The organism is Sphingomonas sp. PP-CE-3G-477, assembly GCF_003050745.1.
Lineage (GTDB): Bacteria > Pseudomonadota > Alphaproteobacteria > Sphingomonadales > Sphingomonadaceae > Sphingomonas.
The window spans coordinates 151,337-169,077 of record NZ_QAOF01000004.1 but is presented as its reverse complement, the minus strand read 5'-3'; the positions used below and the strand labels follow the sequence as shown (position 1 = coordinate 169,077).

Annotated in this window: 13 protein-coding genes; 9 read left to right on the top strand and 4 right to left on the bottom strand. The window is 65.2% G+C overall.

Translation table 11 applies throughout. The annotated features are described in order from the left end of the window. The first annotated feature begins 64 nt into the window (after positions 1-64). Together C8J45_RS10175 and recN are read left to right on the top strand one after the other, a co-directional pair. Positions 65-1,012 (top strand): outer membrane protein assembly factor BamD, encoded by a 948-nt coding sequence (locus tag C8J45_RS10175; RefSeq protein WP_107963125.1) that lies wholly within the window; start codon positions 65-67, stop codon positions 1,010-1,012. Between the two features lie 73 nt (positions 1,013-1,085). After that, positions 1,086-2,750, top strand: a complete 1,665-nt coding sequence (gene recN / locus C8J45_RS10170; RefSeq protein ID WP_107963124.1) for a DNA repair protein RecN — start codon at positions 1,086-1,088, stop codon at positions 2,748-2,750. A gap of 135 nt (positions 2,751-2,885) precedes the next feature. Here recN and C8J45_RS10165 read toward each other — a convergent pair whose 3' ends face one another. Beyond that, positions 2,886-3,230 carry a hypothetical protein gene (locus C8J45_RS10165; RefSeq protein WP_146168606.1) on the bottom strand — a complete coding sequence of 115 codons (345 nt, stop codon included), beginning with the start codon at positions 3,228-3,230 and terminating at the stop codon, positions 2,886-2,888. Positions 3,231-3,362: 132 nt separating this feature from the next. Further along, positions 3,363-4,334 carry an SDR family oxidoreductase gene (locus C8J45_RS10160; protein WP_107963122.1) on the bottom strand — a complete coding sequence of 324 codons (972 nt, stop codon included), beginning with the start codon at positions 4,332-4,334 and terminating at the stop codon, positions 3,363-3,365. Between the two features lie 117 nt (positions 4,335-4,451). Between C8J45_RS10160 and ligA the strand changes: the two genes are divergently transcribed. From ligA to C8J45_RS10130, 6 genes are all read left to right on the top strand, one after another. Next, positions 4,452-6,575: an NAD-dependent DNA ligase LigA gene (gene ligA, locus C8J45_RS10155; RefSeq protein ID WP_107963121.1), complete on the top strand. Its 2,124-nt coding sequence runs from the start codon at positions 4,452-4,454 to the stop codon at positions 6,573-6,575. A 208-nt stretch (positions 6,576-6,783) separates the two neighbouring features. Then, positions 6,784-10,137, top strand: a complete 3,354-nt coding sequence (locus C8J45_RS10150; protein ID WP_107963120.1) for a TonB-dependent receptor — start codon at positions 6,784-6,786, stop codon at positions 10,135-10,137. 158 nt (positions 10,138-10,295) lie between these two features. Continuing rightward, positions 10,296-11,441 (top strand): sensor histidine kinase, encoded by a 1,146-nt coding sequence (locus C8J45_RS10145; RefSeq protein ID WP_107963119.1) that lies wholly within the window; start codon positions 10,296-10,298, stop codon positions 11,439-11,441. After that, complete coding sequence (locus tag C8J45_RS10140; protein WP_031393111.1) at positions 11,438-12,235, top strand: LytTR family DNA-binding domain-containing protein; 798 nt, start codon at positions 11,438-11,440, stop codon at positions 12,233-12,235. Before C8J45_RS10145 ends, C8J45_RS10140 begins: the two co-directional genes overlap by 4 nt. Before the next feature lie 176 nt (positions 12,236-12,411). Next, positions 12,412-13,425 carry a cell wall hydrolase gene (locus C8J45_RS10135; protein WP_258191399.1) on the top strand — a complete coding sequence of 338 codons (1,014 nt, stop codon included), beginning with the start codon at positions 12,412-12,414 and terminating at the stop codon, positions 13,423-13,425. A gap of 429 nt (positions 13,426-13,854) precedes the next feature. After that, a complete protein-coding gene (locus C8J45_RS10130; protein WP_107963118.1) occupies positions 13,855-15,723 on the top strand; it encodes an ABC-F family ATP-binding cassette domain-containing protein in 1,869 nt (622 codons plus the stop codon). A gap of 259 nt (positions 15,724-15,982) precedes the next feature. Here the strand turns inward: C8J45_RS10130 and C8J45_RS10125 are convergent, their stop codons facing one another. Continuing rightward, positions 15,983-16,303 (bottom strand): DUF3297 family protein, encoded by a 321-nt coding sequence (locus C8J45_RS10125; RefSeq protein ID WP_056066699.1) that lies wholly within the window; start codon positions 16,301-16,303, stop codon positions 15,983-15,985. A gap of 108 nt (positions 16,304-16,411) precedes the next feature. Beyond that, positions 16,412-16,807, bottom strand: coding sequence for a hypothetical protein (locus tag C8J45_RS10120; RefSeq protein WP_107963117.1), 396 nt, complete (start codon positions 16,805-16,807; stop codon positions 16,412-16,414). A 216-nt stretch (positions 16,808-17,023) separates the two neighbouring features. Here C8J45_RS10120 and C8J45_RS10115 point away from each other — a divergent pair, with 216 nt between their 5' ends. Next, positions 17,024-17,680 carry a L,D-transpeptidase family protein gene (locus C8J45_RS10115; RefSeq protein WP_258191398.1) on the top strand — a complete coding sequence of 219 codons (657 nt, stop codon included), beginning with the start codon at positions 17,024-17,026 and terminating at the stop codon, positions 17,678-17,680. Positions 17,681-17,741: the final 61 nt, after the last annotated feature.

Below are 17,741 nucleotides of genomic sequence, written 5' to 3'. Positions count from 1 at the left end.
GGGCAAGCGCGGTCCGGCGAAAAGGATTGTTCGCGGCTATCCGCTTACGCTAAGGATCACGCCGATGCGTATCACCCAGTCTCGTGCCCTCGCGGTCACGCTCATCGCCGCGCTTGCGCTCCCCATTGCCGGTTGTGCGAGCGGTCGTGCCGCGAAGGGCGACCTCCCCTATGTCGCGCGCGACGTGGGTACGCTGTATTCGACCGCCAAGCAGCGGCTCGACCAGGGCCGCTACAAGGAAGCAGCGCAGCTGTTCGACGAGGTCGAGCGCCAGCATCCCTATTCGATCTGGGCGCGCCGTGCGCAGATCATGTCGGCGTTCAGCTATTACCTCGCGCGCGATTACACCGCCTCGATCAGCTCGGCGCAGCGCTTCCTCGCGGTCCATCCGGGCAACCGCGATGCGCCTTACGCCTATTACCTGATCGCGCTCGGCTATTACGAGCAGATCACCGACGTCACGCGCGACCAGAAGATCACGCGCCAGGCGCTCGATTCGCTCGGCGAACTGATGCGCCGTTATCCGAACACGCGTTATGCGTCGGACGCGCGGCTCAAGATCGATCTGGTCAACGATCATCTCGCGGGCAAGGAGATGGAGATCGGGCGGTTCTACGAGACGCGCGGCCAGTGGCTCGCGGCGAACGGCCGGTTCCGCACCGTGATCGACAAGTTCCAGCAGACGACGCACACGCCGGAAGCGCTGATGCGGCTGACCGAGACGTATCTGGCGCTCGGCGTACCCGTTGAGGCCGAGAAGGCCGGTGCAGTGCTCGGGCGCAACTATCCCGGTACCGACTGGTATCAGCATGCGTACGACCTGCTGAAGAAGAACCAGGTGCCCGCCGTGCCGCCGCTGCCTGCGGGCGAGCAGGTCGTGCCGGTCGGAACCAAGGGTACGCCGTCGGTGATGGTCGAACTCGACGAGCCGGGTTCGACGCCGACCGGTCCCTCGATCCGTACGCCCGAGAAGCCGCGTTCGGCGGGCCAGCCGTCCAACACCGGCAGCTGACGCGAGCCCAGATCGTTCGGTTGGAACATAGGGGGATCGCATTGCGCGCCCGTTCGTCTATGGCGGACATCCTATGCTGACCGAACTTTCCATTCGCGACGTGGTGCTGATCGAAGCGCTGGATCTGGGATTCGGCGAAGGGCTCGGCGTGCTGACCGGCGAGACCGGTGCGGGCAAGTCGATCCTGCTCGATGCGCTCGGCCTTGCGCTGGGCGGGCGCGGCGATAGCGGTCTGGTGCGGCATGGCGCCGCGCAGGCCGTGGTGACCGCGACGTTCGATGCTCCTGCTCCCGAATCGCCGCTCGCGCTGCTGTTCGACGAGAACGGGGTGGAGATCGAGCGCGGCGAACCGCTGATCGTGAAGCGGATCGTCAAGGCGGATGGCGGCAGTCGCGGGTTCGTCAACGACCAGCCGGCGTCGGCGGGGCTGCTGCGCGAGATGGCGCCGCATCTGGTCGAGATCCACGGGCAGCATGACGAGCGTGGGCTGCTGAATGCGCGGGGGCACCGCGCGTTGCTCGACATCTTCGGCCGGACCGAGCCAGGCGCGACGGGCAAGGCTTACGCGGCGTTTCGTGCGGCCGAGGCCGAACTGGCCGCAGCGCGCGCCGACATCGAGACGGCGGCGCGCGATCGCGAATGGCTCGAGCATACGGTTGCCGAACTGACCGCGCTGGCGCCTGTCGCGGGCGAGGAGGAGACGCTGGCGGATACGCGGCGGTCGATGCAGCGCGCGGAGAAGATTGCGGACGACCTGGCGGCGATCGACGATTTCCTCGAGGGCAAGGACGGCGGGATGGCGAAGCTGCGCCAGGCCGCGCGCGTGCTGGAGCGGATCGCGGAGGATCATGTTGCGCTGGGCAATGCGCTGGCGGCGGTCGATCGCGCGGTGATCGAGGCTTCGGTGGCGGAGGAAAGCCTGCGCGATGCGCGGGCGGACATGGCCTATGATCCGCGCGCGCTGGAGGATGACGAGGCGCGGTTGTTCGAGCTTCGGGCGATGGCGCGGAAACATCGCGTGCAGCCGGATGATCTGGCGGCGCTGGCGGACGAGATGCGCGCGCGGCTGGAGCGACTCGATGCGGGCGAAGGCGGGATTGCAAAGATCGAGGCGCGGGTGGCGGCGGCTCGGAAGGCTTTCGATACGGCGTCCGATGCGTTGACTAAGCGGCGGTTGGCGGCGGCGAAACGGCTCGACGTGGCGGTGGCGGGTGAGTTGGCGCCGTTGAAGCTCGATGCGGCGCGGTTCCAGACCGTTGTCGCGCCGCTGGGTGAAGAGGGCTGGTCGGCGGCGGGCAAGGACCGCGTCGAGTTCGAGATCTCGACCAATCCCGGCGCGCCGTTTGCTGCACTGACCAAGATCGCGTCGGGTGGCGAATTGTCGCGCTTCATCCTCGCGCTGAAGGTGGCGCTGGCGGAAGAAGGCGGCGCGTCGACGATGGTATTCGACGAGATCGACCGCGGCGTTGGCGGCGCAGTAGCGAGCGCGATCGGCGAGCGACTCGCGCGGCTGGCGCTGAGCACGCAGCTGCTCGTCGTGACGCACAGCCCGCAGGTTGCTGCACGGGGGGCAAAGCATCTGCTGATCGCCAAGAGCAGCGACGGTACGGTCACGCGGACCGGCGTGCGGGCCTTGAGCGAGGACGAGCGGCGGGAGGAGATCGCACGGATGCTGTCGGGCGCGCAGATCACGGATGAAGCGCGGGCTCAGGCGGAGCGGTTGCTGGAGCGGGCCTGAGGTTTGCGGCTTTAGTCTCGACTTCGTGAAGCCAATACCGTCCCCCGCGGGGGCGGGGGTCCAGGATACCACCCGCAGCGCCTGTAACCCTGGGCTCCCGCGTTCGCGGGAGAACCGTGCGGCGAAGGGCTGACTTCAGGGCATTGCCTGCCGCGGGTGACCCAAGTGAATCTTCAGCACCGGCACGACGATGTAATCGCCGCCGACTTTCCGCAGGCCGTGGAGCGCGCGACTGCCGAACGCGCCGTCTTCATGGATCGCGGCGCGGACCGGCGCCTGCTCGGCGTGAATCATGTCGTCGAGCCCAGCCGCGCTGGCATCCGACCGTGGCCATAGCGGCTGCTGGACCCGGTCGTCGGCGGAGGAGTCGTCGTTCCAGTCGTAGCCGATCGCCGGAGCGGGCGTTGGCGTGACGTGCGTCTGCTGGGCTGCGACGGGCACCGAGCAGAGTAGGAGTGACACAAGAGCTGCTATTTTCATCGCACCCTCCCTACTTCCACCCCGGCGAAGGCCGGGGCCGAGTTGGGAAACGATAGTTGGTGAACGCGGCGCCTCGATACAACGACCTTGCCAACTGGGCCCCGGCCTTCGCCGGGGTGGTGTTGGGGAGAGTTAAAGAACCCCGCTGCCGCCGGTCGCCGCGAAGGCGCTGCCGCTGGTGAAGCTCGTGCCGGTCTCAGCCAGCGTCACGAACAGCGATGCCAGTTCCGCCGGCTGACCCGCGCGGCCGAGCGGCGTGTCCTGGCCGAACTCGCCCATCTTGCCCGGCAGCTGACCGCCCGCGACCTGAAGCGGCGTCCATACCGGGCCCGGCGCGATCATGTTGACGCGGATGCCCTTCTTGCCGAGCTGTTTCGCCAGCCCCTTGGTGAAGATCAGGATCGCGCCCTTGGTGGTGGCGTAGTCGAGCAGTTCCTCGCCCGGGTCGACCGAGTTCACCGACCCCGTGTTGATGATCGACGCGCCCGGCTTCATCAACGGGATCGCCGCCTTGCAGAGGTGGAACATCGCATAGACGTTGGTCTTCATCGTCCGGTCGAACTGCTCGAAGCTGATCTCGGCGATCGACGCCTTCGACTGCTGGTACGCGGCGTTGTTGACCAGGATATCGAGCCCGCCGAGTTCGCGGTTGGCGCGCGCGATCAGGTCGTTGCAGAACTTCGCGTCGGTCAGGTCGCCGGGGATCAGCACCACCTTCCGCCCCTCGGCACGGAGCAGCTTGGCGACGTCCTGCGCGTCGGGTTCCTCGGTCGGGTAATAGTTGATCGCGACGTCGGCGCCCTCACGCGAGAACGCGATCACCGCCGCGCGACCAATCCCCGAATCGCCGCCGGTGACCAGCGCCTTCCGCCCCGCGAGACGCCCCGAACCGCGATAGCTCGCCTCGCCGCAATCGGGGACGGGGCGCATGTCGCGCTGGAGCGCGGGCCATTTCTGGCGCTGTTCGGGGAACGGCGTCGAGACGAAGCGCGTCTGCGGATCGGCCAGCGGCGCGGCGCCTTGCGCGAAGGCGGGCGCGGCGGCGGCGGCGAGGCCGGTGACGGCGGCACCCTTGAACAGGTCTCGGCGGCTGGTGTCGGTCATGATGGCGTGTCCTTGGGAAAAATTCTCTTGGGATGTCAGCGCGCAACTCGGGCGAATGTTCACCGAGAGTTGATCGAGGTCTTGTCGAAAGACGCCCCCCTCCCCTAACCCGACGCGATGACCGACCTTCCCGCGACCGAGACCGAAGCCGCCGCCGAGTTGGAGACGCTCGCCGCGCAGATCGCGTATCATAACGCGCGCTATCACACCGACGACGCGCCCGAGATCAGCGACGCCGACTATGATGCGCTGGTGCGGCGCAATGCGGCGCTCGAGGCCGCGTTTCCGGCGGCGGTGCGGAGCGATTCGCCGAGCCGCACCGTCGGTGCTGCACCCGCAGGGCACCTCGCGAAGGTCGCGCATGCCAAGGCGATGATGAGCCTCGACAATGCATTCGCGGACGAGGAGGTCGAAGAGTTCGTCGCGCGCGTGCGCCGATTCCTGAAACTGGCGGACGACGCGCCGGTGGCGCTTACCGCGGAGCCGAAGATCGACGGGCTGTCGTGTTCGCTGCGGTATGAGGATGGGCGGCTGGTCCAGGCGTTGACCCGCGGCGATGGGCAGGTCGGCGAGGACGTGACGGCGAACGTCCGCACGATCGGCGATATTCCCCAGCAATTGCACGGCGAAGCGCCGGCCGTCTTCGAGGTTCGCGGCGAGGTCTATATGGCGAAGGACGACTTCGCCGCGTTGAACGCTCGCCTGCTCGTCGAGGCCGAGGAGACCGGCAAGGACGCACGGCAGTTCGCCAACCCGCGCAACGCCGCCGCCGGGTCGCTGCGCCAGAAGGACGCGAGCGTCACCGCGAGCCGCACGCTCCGGTTCCTCGCGCATGGCTGGGGCGAGGCGAGCGTCGTACCGGGCGAGACGCAGGCGGAAGTCGTCGACACGTTGCGCGACTGGGGCTTCCCGATCGCCGACGGGTTCGCGCGGGTCGAAGGAACGGCCGCCGCGCTCGACGTGTACCGCAAGATCGAAGCCGAGCGCGCCGACCTGCCGTTCGACATAGACGGCGTGGTCTACAAGGTCGACCGGCTCGATTGGCAGGCGCGGCTGGGTCAGGTCGCGAAGGCGCCACGCTGGGCGATCGCGCACAAATTTCCTGCCGAGCGCGCGCAGACGTTGTTGGAGCGGATCGACATCCAGGTCGGACGGACCGGCGCGATGACCCCCGTTGCGCGACTGTCACCCGTCACAGTCGGCGGCGTCGTCGTGACCAACGCGACGCTGCACAATGCCGACGAGATCGAGCGACTCGGCGTACGCCCCGGCGACCGCGTACTGGTGCAACGCGCGGGCGACGTGATCCCGCAGATCGTCGAGAACCTCACTCCCGAGGCCGAGCGCGAGGCGTATGTCTTCCCGCACACCTGCCCCGAATGCGGATCGGCCGCCGAGCGCGAAGAAGGCGAGGTCGTCTATCGCTGCACCGGCGGGCTGATCTGCCCGGCGCAACGCGTCGAGCGACTGATCCACTTCGCGTCGCGCCACGCGTTCGACATCGGTGGGCTCGGCCAGACGCTGATCGAGGCGTTCTTCCGCGACGGCCTGATCGAATCGCCCGCCGACATCTTCCGCATGACCGAGGAACAGCTTGCCGCGCGTAAGAAGGACGGGCGCGTGTGGGCGGCCAAGGTCATCGCGGCGATCGAGACCAAGCGGACGATCCCGCTCGACCGATTCCTGTTCTCGCTCGGCATCCGCCACGTCGGCGAGATTACCGCGCGTGACCTCGCGCGACGCTATGTGTCCGCGCGCGCGCTCGGCACGGTGCTCCGCCACGCGGTGTTCCTCCGCAGCCAGATCGAGCCCGTCATCGGCGAACCCGAGCGGAAATTCGTCCTTCGCCGCGACAAGCTTCTGGTCGGCGCGATCGAGACCGCCGGCATCGGCCCCGAGGTCGCAAGCGCACTCGTCGGCTTCTGCGCCGAGCCGCACAACCGCCGCGTCGTGTTCGACCTGTTGCGCGAAGTGAAGCCCGCGGACGTCGTCCACGAGACCCGCGAGTCGCCGGTAACCGGGCAAATTCTGGTATTTACCGGCAGCCTGGAAACACTCAGCCGCGACGAAGCCAAGGCGCAGGCCGAAGCGCTCGGCGCCCGCGTCGCGGCATCGGTGTCGAGCAAAACCGGCCTCGTCATCGCCGGGCCAGGCGCAGGATCGAAGCTCAAGAAAGCCACCGACCTGGGGATACGCGTGATCACCGAAGCCGAATGGGCGGAGATCGTCGCCGCCAGCTAGGCGGCTATAATGCCCTGGCAGGGGTTGGTTCCAGTCCCCCGGAAACGGTTCGATTGCGTGGCTTTTTTGCAACGCAACATCACCGAGTGTGTCTGTGACAATTCCAGACTCGCCAATGTAACATAACCGAAATATCCCGAGTGCAGGGGCGCGTCTGACCGAACGAAAAGTCGCGGATCTCGAGCAAAAGCTCAAAGGGGAATTTTCAATGCGTAACAACCTGTTCCTGGGAGCGGCAGCGATTGCGCTGATCGCCCCGATGGCCGCTTCCGCCCAGGAAACGACCTCCTCGATCCGCGGCACCGTGACGGCAAACGGCGCACCCGTCGCCGGCGCGACCGTGACCATCCTGAACGTCCCGTCAGGCTCGCGCTCGGTGCAGACGACCGACGCGTCGGGCAGCTTTAACGCGTCCGGCCTACGTGTCGGCGGCCCCTTCACCGTCACGGTGGCCGCTGCCGGTTACTCGGGCACATCGATCACCGACATCCAGACCACCGTCGCACAGTCCTACGAGCTCCCGATCGAGCTGGCTGCTGGCGCTGAGGGCGGCGACGAGATCGTCGTCACCGCATCATCGCTGCCCCGCGCGCGCAACGTCAGCCAGGGTCCTGCAACCGTCCTGAACGCCGAGCAGATCGGTTCGGTCGCTTCGGTCAACCGCGACGTCCGCGACCTCATGCGCCGTGATCCGTTCGCACGCCTCGACGACACCCCCTCGGGCGGGCGCGCTGTCTCGTTCGCAGGCCAGAATGCACGCTTTAACCGTTTCTCGGTTGACGGCGTGCCGGTCACCGACAATTTTGGCCTTAATCCGGATGGTTTGCCGACCCGCCGCTCGCCCATCCCGTTCGATTCGATCGGCCAGTTCCAGACCAAGGTCGCGCCGTATGATGTGCGTGAAGGCAATTTCCAGGGTGGCGCGATCAATGCGATCCTGAAATCTGGCACCAACGAGTTTCATGGCACCGGCTTCTACGCGTATTCGGGTGATGGCCTGACCGGCAAGAGGACCAAGGCTGGCCCTGGCGTCCCGACGGGCCGCGTCACGATCCCCAATTTCAAGTTCGAGAACTACGGCGCCGAACTGTCCGGGCCGATCATCCGTGACAAACTGTTCTTCATGATTGCGGGCGAGCGCATTCGCGCCAACACGCCGATCGCAGAGGGCACTGCGGGTACCAATGCGGGTACGGTCGTCCCGAACATCACGGACGCCCAGATCGGTCAGATTCAACAAATCGCGCAGTCGCGCTACAGCTACGATACGGGTGGCGTCCTTCAGGACTCGAACGATCGCGATGACCGTCTGGTCGCACGCATCGACGCCAACCTGTCCGATACGCAGCGCGCTTCGATCACGTATCTGTACACGAAGGATTCGATCCAGCTCGGGCAGAACACATTCGTCACGGGAACGCCTGGCCTTGGCCTCGAATCGAACGGCTATATCGCGTCCAACCGGCTGCACACTGGCGTCGCACAGCTCAACAGCGACTGGACCGACGAGTTCTCGACCGAGATTCGCGGCTTCTACAAGGATTACAAGCGCGGGCAGGACCCGATCCTTGGCCGTGGTTTCGCGCAAATGCAGGTCTGCACCGCGCCGACTTCGGACCGTTCAACCGGCACCGGAGCTTCACTCGATTTGTCGAACACTTGCCAGTCGGGTTTTGGCAATGTTTCGTTCGGCCCGGACGTCTCGCGCCAGTCGAACGAGCTAACCAGCCGAACCTATGGCGGTCTGGTTCAGGCTCGACTGACGCGTAACAATCATGACGTGCGCGTTTTCGGGGAGTTCTCCGACTCGAAGATCTTCAACCTGTTCGTGCAGCGTACAGCAGGCGACTATTATTTCGACTCGATCGCTGACTTCCAGGCGGGCAACGCACAGCGCTTCCGCTACGGCAACGCCGTACCGAGCCTTGATCCAATCAACGGTGCCGCGCGCTTCCGCTATCAGTCGTACACCTTCGGCGTGCAGGACACGTGGCGGGTCAGCGATCTGCTGACGCTGTCGTACGGCGCACGCTACGACATGTTCGGCGGCAACAGCCGTCCGGAACTCAACTCGGCGTTCCTGACCCGCTACAACTTCCCGAACACTGCATACATTTCGGGTCGCGGCGTGTTCCAGCCGCGGGTTGGCTTCGAACTGAAGCCGGCATCGGAATTCTCTGTGCGCGGCGGCATTGGCATCTTCTCGGGTGGTTCGCCTGACGTTTACGTCTCGAACAGCTTCTCGAACACCGGTTTCCTGACCAATGCGATCGACGTTCGACAGAACAACAACAACAGCTATGTCGTCCCCGGCATCACGGGTGCCGCCGCACAAACCAGCGGCGCTGCGATCCTGAACAACGTCAATGGCACCACGATCCCGGCCGCTGGCAATGCCGTCCTCACCAATGCAGCCGTCAATCAGCTTTCGCCAACCAACGCACTCGACCCGAACTTCAAGGTACCCTCGCAGTTGCGCGGTACGCTCTCGGCGGATTACGATCCCAACTGGGGCGGGACGTTCGGCGACGGCTGGCACTTCGGCGCCGACTTCCTGTGGTCGGACGTCCGCAACCAGGTGTTCTTCACCGATTTGCGTGTCGCGCCGACTGCGTTGCGCACGCCGGACGGCCGCGTCCGCTATGCCTCGCTCACGACGTTCGCGGATACCAACTCGGATCTGTACCTGACCAACACCAAGCGCGGCCGGAGCTACATCGGCGTCGCGCGTGTCAGCAAGGATTTCGACTTCGGTCTGAACCTGAGCGTCAGCTACACCTATCAGGACGTCAAGGATCAGGCGCCGGCGACATCGTCGACTGCATCGTCCAACTACGGCAATGGTGGGTTCCTGGACGCGAACGGTGCCGCTTACGGCATCTCGAACGACCAGGTGAAGCACAACATCAAATACAACGTCGGCTTCAATCACGCGTTCTTCGGTGACTACAAGACCAACTTCACGCTGTTCGGCGAAACCCGGATCGGTCGCCCATACAGCTACACCATGCAGGATTTGTCTTCCGCTCGTTCGCCGGTGTTCGGCACGATCGGCAGCGCGTCGCGCTATCTGCTGTACGTACCGACGTCGACAAGCGACGCGCTGGTATCGTACGACAGCGTAGCGACGCAGAACACGTTCGATGCGTTGATCAATTCGACCGGCCTTAAGAAATATCGCGGCAAGATCGCACCACGCAACGGCTTCAACTCGAAGTGGTTCACACGCTTCGACCTGCACATCTCGCAGGAAATCCCGACGTTCGTCGGCAAGAGCCGTATCCAGCTGTTCGCGGATATCGAGAACGTCACCAACCTTCTGAACAAGAACTGGGGCCAGATCCGCGAGTACCAGTTCCCGTACACGATCCCGGCTGTCCGCGTTCAGTGTCTCCAGGCTCCCGTTGCAACGGGTACGGCCCCGGGTGCGGCGCTGACCAGCACGTCCACCCAGGCTTGCGCGCAGTATCGCTTCAGCGCGCCAGCCTCGGCGCCGTCCGACACGATCTATGCGCGTCAGTCGCTCTACTCGATCCGCGTCGGTGCTCGCGTCAGCTTCTAATCGAAGTCTGGCCTGATCGGCTGAAAGGGCCGCCGTTCCTATGGGACGGCGGCCTTTTCGTTGCCGAAGGCGTTCGCCAAGGAGTGGCTGCCAGTGAGAGGTGCAGAGCGCTAGACTTTTGCGCCCACCGGCCGCGCCGTGTAAGAGCGCAGGCTATAATGGCTACCTCTCCCGCCCCGCCTCCCGGCTCGTCCGCCTTGAACTCCGCCCGGCGCCTGCCCTTCACCGCGCGACCGTTCTTCGAGAACAAGGCGCGGGCGTTCTGGATCCTCCAGGCGGTCGGGTGGAGCGGGTATCTGCTGCTGCGCGGGGTGGTGTCGATCTCGAACGGGCTGTCGCTCGACGGGGTGATCCCGGTGATTGTCGAGGCGATCGTCGGATATTGCATCACGCTGCTGCTCTCGACGATGTACGGCCAGTATCGGCGGATGAACCGGCTGGTCGGGATGTTCCTGACGATCGCGACGCTCGCCGCGGCGACGTTCCTGTATGCGGTGCTCGACGCGTTCACCTTCTCGTTCATCGCGACCGCGACGCCGGGAGTGACGCTCACGCGGCTGCTCGGGTCGGTGTACGTCACCTTCACGGTGCTGTTCGGGTGGTCGGCGCTGTATTTCGGGATCAACTTCTACCTGATCGTCGAGCAGCAGATCGACCAGATGGAGCATCTCGAGAATCAGGCGTCGTCGGCGCAGTTGGCGATGCTGCGCTATCAACTCAATCCGCATTTCCTGTTCAACACGCTGAACTCGATCTCGACGCTGGTGCTGCTCAAGCAGACCGAGCGGGCGAATGCGATGCTGAGCCGGCTGTCGTCGTTCCTGCGCTATACGCTGGCGAACGAGCCGACCGCGCACGTCACCGTCGCGCAGGAGGTGGACCAGCTGAAGCTGTATCTGGAGATCGAGAAGATGCGCTTCGAGGATCGGATGCGACCGAAGTTCGACATCGATCCGCGCGCCGAACGCGCCCGGCTGCCGTCGCTGCTGCTGCAACCGCTGGTCGAAAACGCGATCAAATACGCGGTCACACCGCAGGAGGAAGGCGCCGAAATCTGCGTCGAAGTGCGGCTCGCCGGGGAACGCGTGCAGATCGCCGTATCCGATACCGGTCCGGGCTTGATCGAGGGCAGGATCGGTTCAAGCCAATCCACAGGCGTGGGGCTCGCTAATATTAGAGACAGGTTGGCTCAGGCATATGGGCCCGACCACCGTTTCGAAACCCGCTCCACGCCCGCTGGCGGCTTCTCGGTGGAAATCGAGATTCCGTATCAGCTTGAAGACGTGAACAGAGAGGCCGCATGACCATCCGTACCATTCTCGTCGACGACGAGCCGCTGGCGATCCAGGGGCTGGAACTCCGACTCCAGGCCCATGAAGACGTCGAGATCATCGAAAAATGCTCGAACGGCCGCGAGGCGATTCGCGCGATCAAGACGCACAAGCCCGACCTGGTCTTCCTCGATATCCAGATGCCGGGGTTCGACGGGTTCTCCGTCGTGCAGGGGCTGATGGAGGTCGAGCCACCGTTGTTCGTGTTCGTGACCGCCTATTCGGACCACGCGTTGCGCGCGTTCGAGGCTCAAGCGGTCGATTATCTGATGAAACCGGTCGAGGAATCGCGGCTGGCCGATACGATCGAGCGGGTTCGGCAGCGTCTATCCGAGAAGCGCGGCGTCGAGGAGGTCGATCGGTTGCGTGAAGTGCTCGCCGATGTCGCGCCGGATGCGGCGGCGGACATGCCCGACGGGGACGCCGTGTCGGCGAACCGGTTCGAGAAGCTCATCAACATCAAGGATCGCGGGCAGATCTTCCGCGTCGATGTGGACACGATCGAGCGGATCGATGCGGCCGGCGATTACATGTGCATTTATACCGGCGATAATACGCTGATTTTGCGCGAGACTATGAAGGACCTGGAGAAGCGGTTGGATCCGCGCAGGTTCCAGCGGGTGCATCGGTCTACGATCGTGAACCTCGATTTGGTGAAGCAGGTTAAGCCGCACACTAACGGCGAATGTTTCCTAGTGCTGAATTCCGGGGCGAGCGTGAAGGTTTCGCGGTCGTATCGTGATGTGGTGGCGCGGTTCGTTCACTGAGGCCTTGATCCTCCCCTGCAAGGGGAGGTGGATGGCGAAGCCAGACGGAGGGGTATCGCCCTCTCGAGAGCGTGATACCCCTCCGTCAGCCCTGCGGGCTGCCACCTCCCCCTGCAGGGGAGGATTGGGGGTTCCGCATTAACCAGTCCCTAAACCCCGCGGCCTAGAGCGGGGGGATGAAGACGTCGGGTTTCGGCCTTTATCCGCATGTGCTGATCAGCTTGCCCGCTCTGGTGATGGCGACGTCGTGCGTGCCGGCGGATCGGCCGGCGGCGATCGATAGGGTCCAGCCGGAGCGCAATTCACGCGCCTTGCTGAGCCGGATGGCGTTGCATGTGCCCGACGACATCTCGGCGAAGATCGCGACGGCCGCGCCTGATGCGCCGTTTGCGGCTGCGGCGCCGTTCGTTGCTCCGCCGTTTCTGACTTCGAACTCCGTTGATGATGCTAGCCGAGCAGCCGAGTGCCTGACGGCGGCGGTGTACTATGAAGCGCGGTCGCAGTCGGAGGATGGGCAGCGGGCGGTGGCGCAGGTGGTGTTGAACCGGGTCCGCGATCGGGCCTTTCCGAACAGCGTTTGCGGGGTTGTGTACCAGGGGGCCGAGCGGCGGACCGGGTGCCAGTTCAGCTTTACCTGCGATGGCTCGATGAACCGTGCGCGGGAGCCGGGGGCTTGGGATCGCGCGCGGGCGGTGGCGAGCGCGGCGCTGGGTGGGAGCGTGTATGCACCGGTCGGGGCTGCGACGTCGTTTCATACGACCAGCATCCTGCCTTGGTGGGCTTCGAGCCTTGCGCGGATCACGACGGTCGGGGCGCATGTGTTCTATCGCTGGCAGGGGGCGCTGGAACGGGCGCTGACGTTTCGGCAGGCTTATGCTGGGGTTGAGCCTGGGGTTCGGGGTGGTGGCTTTTCCGGTGGTGGTGTGGCGGCAGTTGCGGCGCAGATTGCTGGGGTTTCGGTGCATTATGGCAATCGGGACGACGTTGCGGACTCGGGTGCGGAGCCGGGCGATGTGCTGCACGGGGTGACGGTGCACCGGGGGGTGTTGCGTTCTGGTTCGGCGATTGCGGGCGCTGCGATCATGCCGACGCGGTTGGTTTCAGGGGTGCGGGTTCATGTTGGTGGGCGGGCGTCTGCGATGATCGGCAGTGGTAACGCCGCCGACGCGGTAGTGTCGGACGAAACCTGATAGCTCCCTCCCCTTCAGGGGAGGGTCGGGGTGGGGTGTTTCCGCGGACGTATCGCTCGGGGCGGTGCGCCACCCCAGCCCTCCCCTGAAGGGGAGGGAGTTTTAGAGGCTTCCTATTCCAATACCTGCACCACCCCGGCGAAGGCCGGGGCCCAGTTGGGGGACGTTGCTAATGGCGAACCGCGCTTCGTTACGACCACCTTGCCAACTGGGCCCCGGCCTTCGCCCGGGGTGGTAGTACATTGCGCGAATCGCCCCTTCTTGTTCCCCCGCGGAGGCGGGGGTTCAGGATCTCGGGCGGTAGCGATTGTGATCCTGGGCCCCCGCCTTCGCGGGGGAACTAGCCGCGCTCGATCGGAGGCTTCGGCTCCCGGAACGCCTAAACCCCTCCCCTCGCAAAACCATGCTGCATCTGCTAACGGCACGCGCATGCTGAACCTGAACAATATCACGGTGCGCCTGGGCGGACGCGTTATCCTCGATGGCGCCACCGCCGCGTTGCCGCCGGGCTCGCGCGTCGGGCTGATCGGGCGCAACGGCGCGGGCAAGTCGACGATGGTGCGCGTGATCGCAGGGCAGCTCGAGCCCGACGACGGGTCCGCCGACATGCCGAAGGGCGCGCGGATCGGCTATCTCGCGCAGGAAGCGCCGCACGGCGTGAAGACCCCGTTCGAGACCGTGCTCGAAGCCGATCTGGAGCGCGCGGCGCTGATGATCGAGGGCGAGACGAGCGAGGATCCCGACCGGCTCGGCGACGTGTACGAGCGGCTGATCGCGATCGACGCCTACACCGCGCCCGCGCGCGCCGCGCAGATCCTGCTCGGCCTCGGCTTCGACGAGGACATGCAGGCGCGCACGCTCGACAGCTTCTCGGGTGGCTGGAAGATGCGCGTCGCGCTTGCCGCGCTGCTGTTTTCGCAGCCGGACCTGCTGCTGCTCGACGAGCCTTCGAACCATCTCGATCTCGAAGCGGTGATGTGGCTCGAGGATTTCCTCAAGGGCTACAAGGCGACGATCGTGGTGGTCAGCCACGAGCGCGATTTCCTCAACAACGTGGTCGATCACATCCTGCATCTGCAGGGTGGCAAGATCACGCTGTATCCGGGCGGCTACGACGCGTTCGAGCGGCAGCGCGCCGAGCGGCTCGCGCAGATCGAGGCGGCGCGCGCCAACCAGGCGGTGCAGCGCGAGAAGCTGCAGGAATATATCGCCAAGAATAGCGCGCGTGCCTCCACCGCCAAGCAGGCGCAGTCGCGGCAGAAGATGCTGTCGAAGATGCAGCCGATTGCCGAAAGCTACAATGATCCGACGCTGTCGTTCGGCTTCCCCAACCCGACCGAGCTGCGCCCGCCTTTGATCACGCTCGACATGGCGACGGTGGGCTATGCCGACGTGCCGATCCTGAAGCGGCTCAACATGCGGCTCGATCCCGACGACCGGGTCGCGCTGCTCGGGCGCAACGGTAACGGCAAGACTACGCTCGCGCGGCTGCTGGCGGCGCAGTTGACGCCGATGGACGGCGAGATGTCGTCGTCGGGCAAGATGAAGGTGGGATACTTCACCCAGTATCAGGTCGAGGAACTCGATCCGACCGATTCGCCGATCGAGCATATGTCGCACCTGATGAAGGGCGCGACGCCGGCCGCGGTGCGCGCACAATTGGGGCGGTTCGGGTTCTCGGGCGACAAGGCGACGACGCGGGTCGGCAAGCTGTCGGGTGGCGAGCGGGCGCGTCTGGCGCTGGCGCTGATCACGCGCGATGCGCCGCATCTGCTGATCCTCGATGAGCCGACCAACCATCTGGACGTCGATGCGCGCGAGGCTCTGGTGCAGGCGCTCAACGCCTATACTGGCGCTGTCGTACTGGTCAGCCATGATCGGCATATGCTGGAACTGACCGCGGACCGGCTGGTGCTGGTCGATGACGGGACGGCGAAGGAATTCGACGGCAGCCTCGACGATTACATCGCGTTCGTCCTGAAGGGCGATGGCGGCAAGGGCGATGCGGCGTCGAAGGCCGACAAGAAGGCGGGCAAGAAGGCTGCGGCCGAGGCGAAGAGCAATGACGCCGCTCTGCGCAAGGCTTTGCGTGAGATCGAGGAGCAGACCGCGAAGTTCACCAAGGAGCGGAATGCTCTGGACCGCGCGATGGTCGATCCGGCGAATGCGGAGCCGCGGTTCTCGCGGATGTCGATGGGGGATTTGAGCAAGCGTCGCGCTGAAGTGCATGCGAAGCTTGAGGCTAGCGAGGCCAAGTGGCTCGAGGCTAGCGAGGCTTTGGAGGGGGTGGAGGCTTAAGGCCCCCCGCCCCGCGTAACGTCCCTAGCCCCTCGCCGTCATCCCAGCGAAAGCTGGGATCTCCCCATTCGGCGCGCGGCGTGCGCCAAGCGGGATACCCCAGCTTTCGCTGGGGCGACGGACTTTGGGTTGCGGCTGTATTGCCGCGACGTTCCGCGCTTCCATGTTCTCCCGCGAAGGCGGGAGCCCAGTCTGGATCCCCGCCTTCGCGGGGAAACATGTTTGCCTGGTTCGGAGGCAGGCTTCGACCTCGTCGAGATCAGCCCTCGTCGGTGTCCGCGCCCGCTGCCGGACGTTCGAACCAAGCCTCTACGGGGCCGACCAGCTTGAGCGTCAGAGCGTTGCCGTTGCGGTCGACCTTCTTGCCGAGCGCGACTCGGATCCAGCCTTCCGAGATGCAATATTCCTCGACGTCGTGGCGCACCTTGTCCTTGAAGCGGATGCCGATGCCGCGCTCGAGCAGGTCCTGCTGGAAGAACGGGCTGCGCTGGTTGATCGACAGGCGATCGGGGGGCGTATCGCCGGTTGCGGCCGGGGTGGCGGCGGCTTCGGTCTCGGGGGTGTTTGGCGTGTCGGTCATGGTCGCGCGTCTAGCGGCAAGCGCCCGCACCACGCCACAAAAAAGACGCGCCACGAAAAAGCGGCGCCGGGATTGCTCCCGACGCCGCCCTTCGATCCTAAGATCGGATCAGTTGCAGACCTGCACCGCGACCCGGTCGCCGTAATAGGGATCGACGCGCCACTCGTTCCAGCACCGCGGACGGTAATCCTCGCGGTAGTAGGTCCGCACTGGCTCGGCGTAATACGCGCGCGGCGGGGGACCGCGGTAATAGCCGTCGTCGTAATAGCCGCGGTTGCGGTTGTTGTTGCTGGCGATCACTGCGCCCACGCCGAGACCCAGGATGCCGCCGAGCACCGCTGCGCCCGCCGCGTTACCGCCGCCACGATGACCGTGCCAGCCGCCGCCATAGCCTCTCCCATAGCCGCCACGACCCCAACGCTGCGCATCGGCCGGTGCCGCCGCCGTCAACGCGGTTGCGGCGAGTGCTACGCCCAAGCCTGCCTTCTTCAAAAATCCGTTCATCTCTTCCGAACTCCGTTACTGGTTACGCCCGGTCCGCTTGGGACAAACGCATAAGTGTCCGACCGTGTTTCAGGATTTAGGCGATTCGGTCTGAACTGGTTCGGAACGGCTTGTTAACCCACGGTATAGCTGGAGTCCCGGTCGAGGACACGGGAGTCTCGGCCCGGCTGGGTATTGTTCATGAATATCGGATAGGGTGCGGCGATGCACAGGATGATGACGACGCGAGCGATCGCCTTTGCCGTGCTCGGCGGGAGTGCGGTGCTGATCGGTGGGCTGGCGCTGTCCGGGTCGCCGGTGAAGGTGCGGGCGATCGAGGCTGCGCGGGTGGCCAAGGCTTCCGTTGCTACGCCGGTTGCCAAGGTGCCGCCGAAGCCCGTTGCCGTCGCTGCGGAGGACCCGGCCGATGCGTATGTCGTGAAGCGGGTTCTGAACGTGCCGGAGCCTTTGCGGCATGGCGCGTATTATTGGGATACCGAGGGCGTACCCGAGGGGCCGATCGTGATCACGGTCGACCTGGTGGCGCAGACCTTGTCGATCTTTCGCAGTGGGTACGAGATCGGGACGGCGGCCGTGATCTATGGCGCGGACGAGAAGCCGACCCCGCTTGGCGTGTTCAAGATCACGCAGAAGGACGCGCATCATGTGTCGAACCTGTACGGGGCGCCGATGCCGTACATGATGCGGCTGACCAATGACGGAGTTTCGATTCACGGCAGCGCGCTGATGGATGGGAAATACGCGACGCATGGGTGCGTTGGGGTGCCTACGGCGTTTGCCAAGCTGATCTTCGAGCAGGTCAAGTTGGGGGATCGGGTTATCGTTACGAGTGGCGAGATGTTGGAACGGGGTGGGCGGATTACGGCTGCTTGAGGGGGGCGAGCGGGGGTGAATTGCCGCGGACCGCTCCCCTCCGTCATCCTGACGAAAGTCA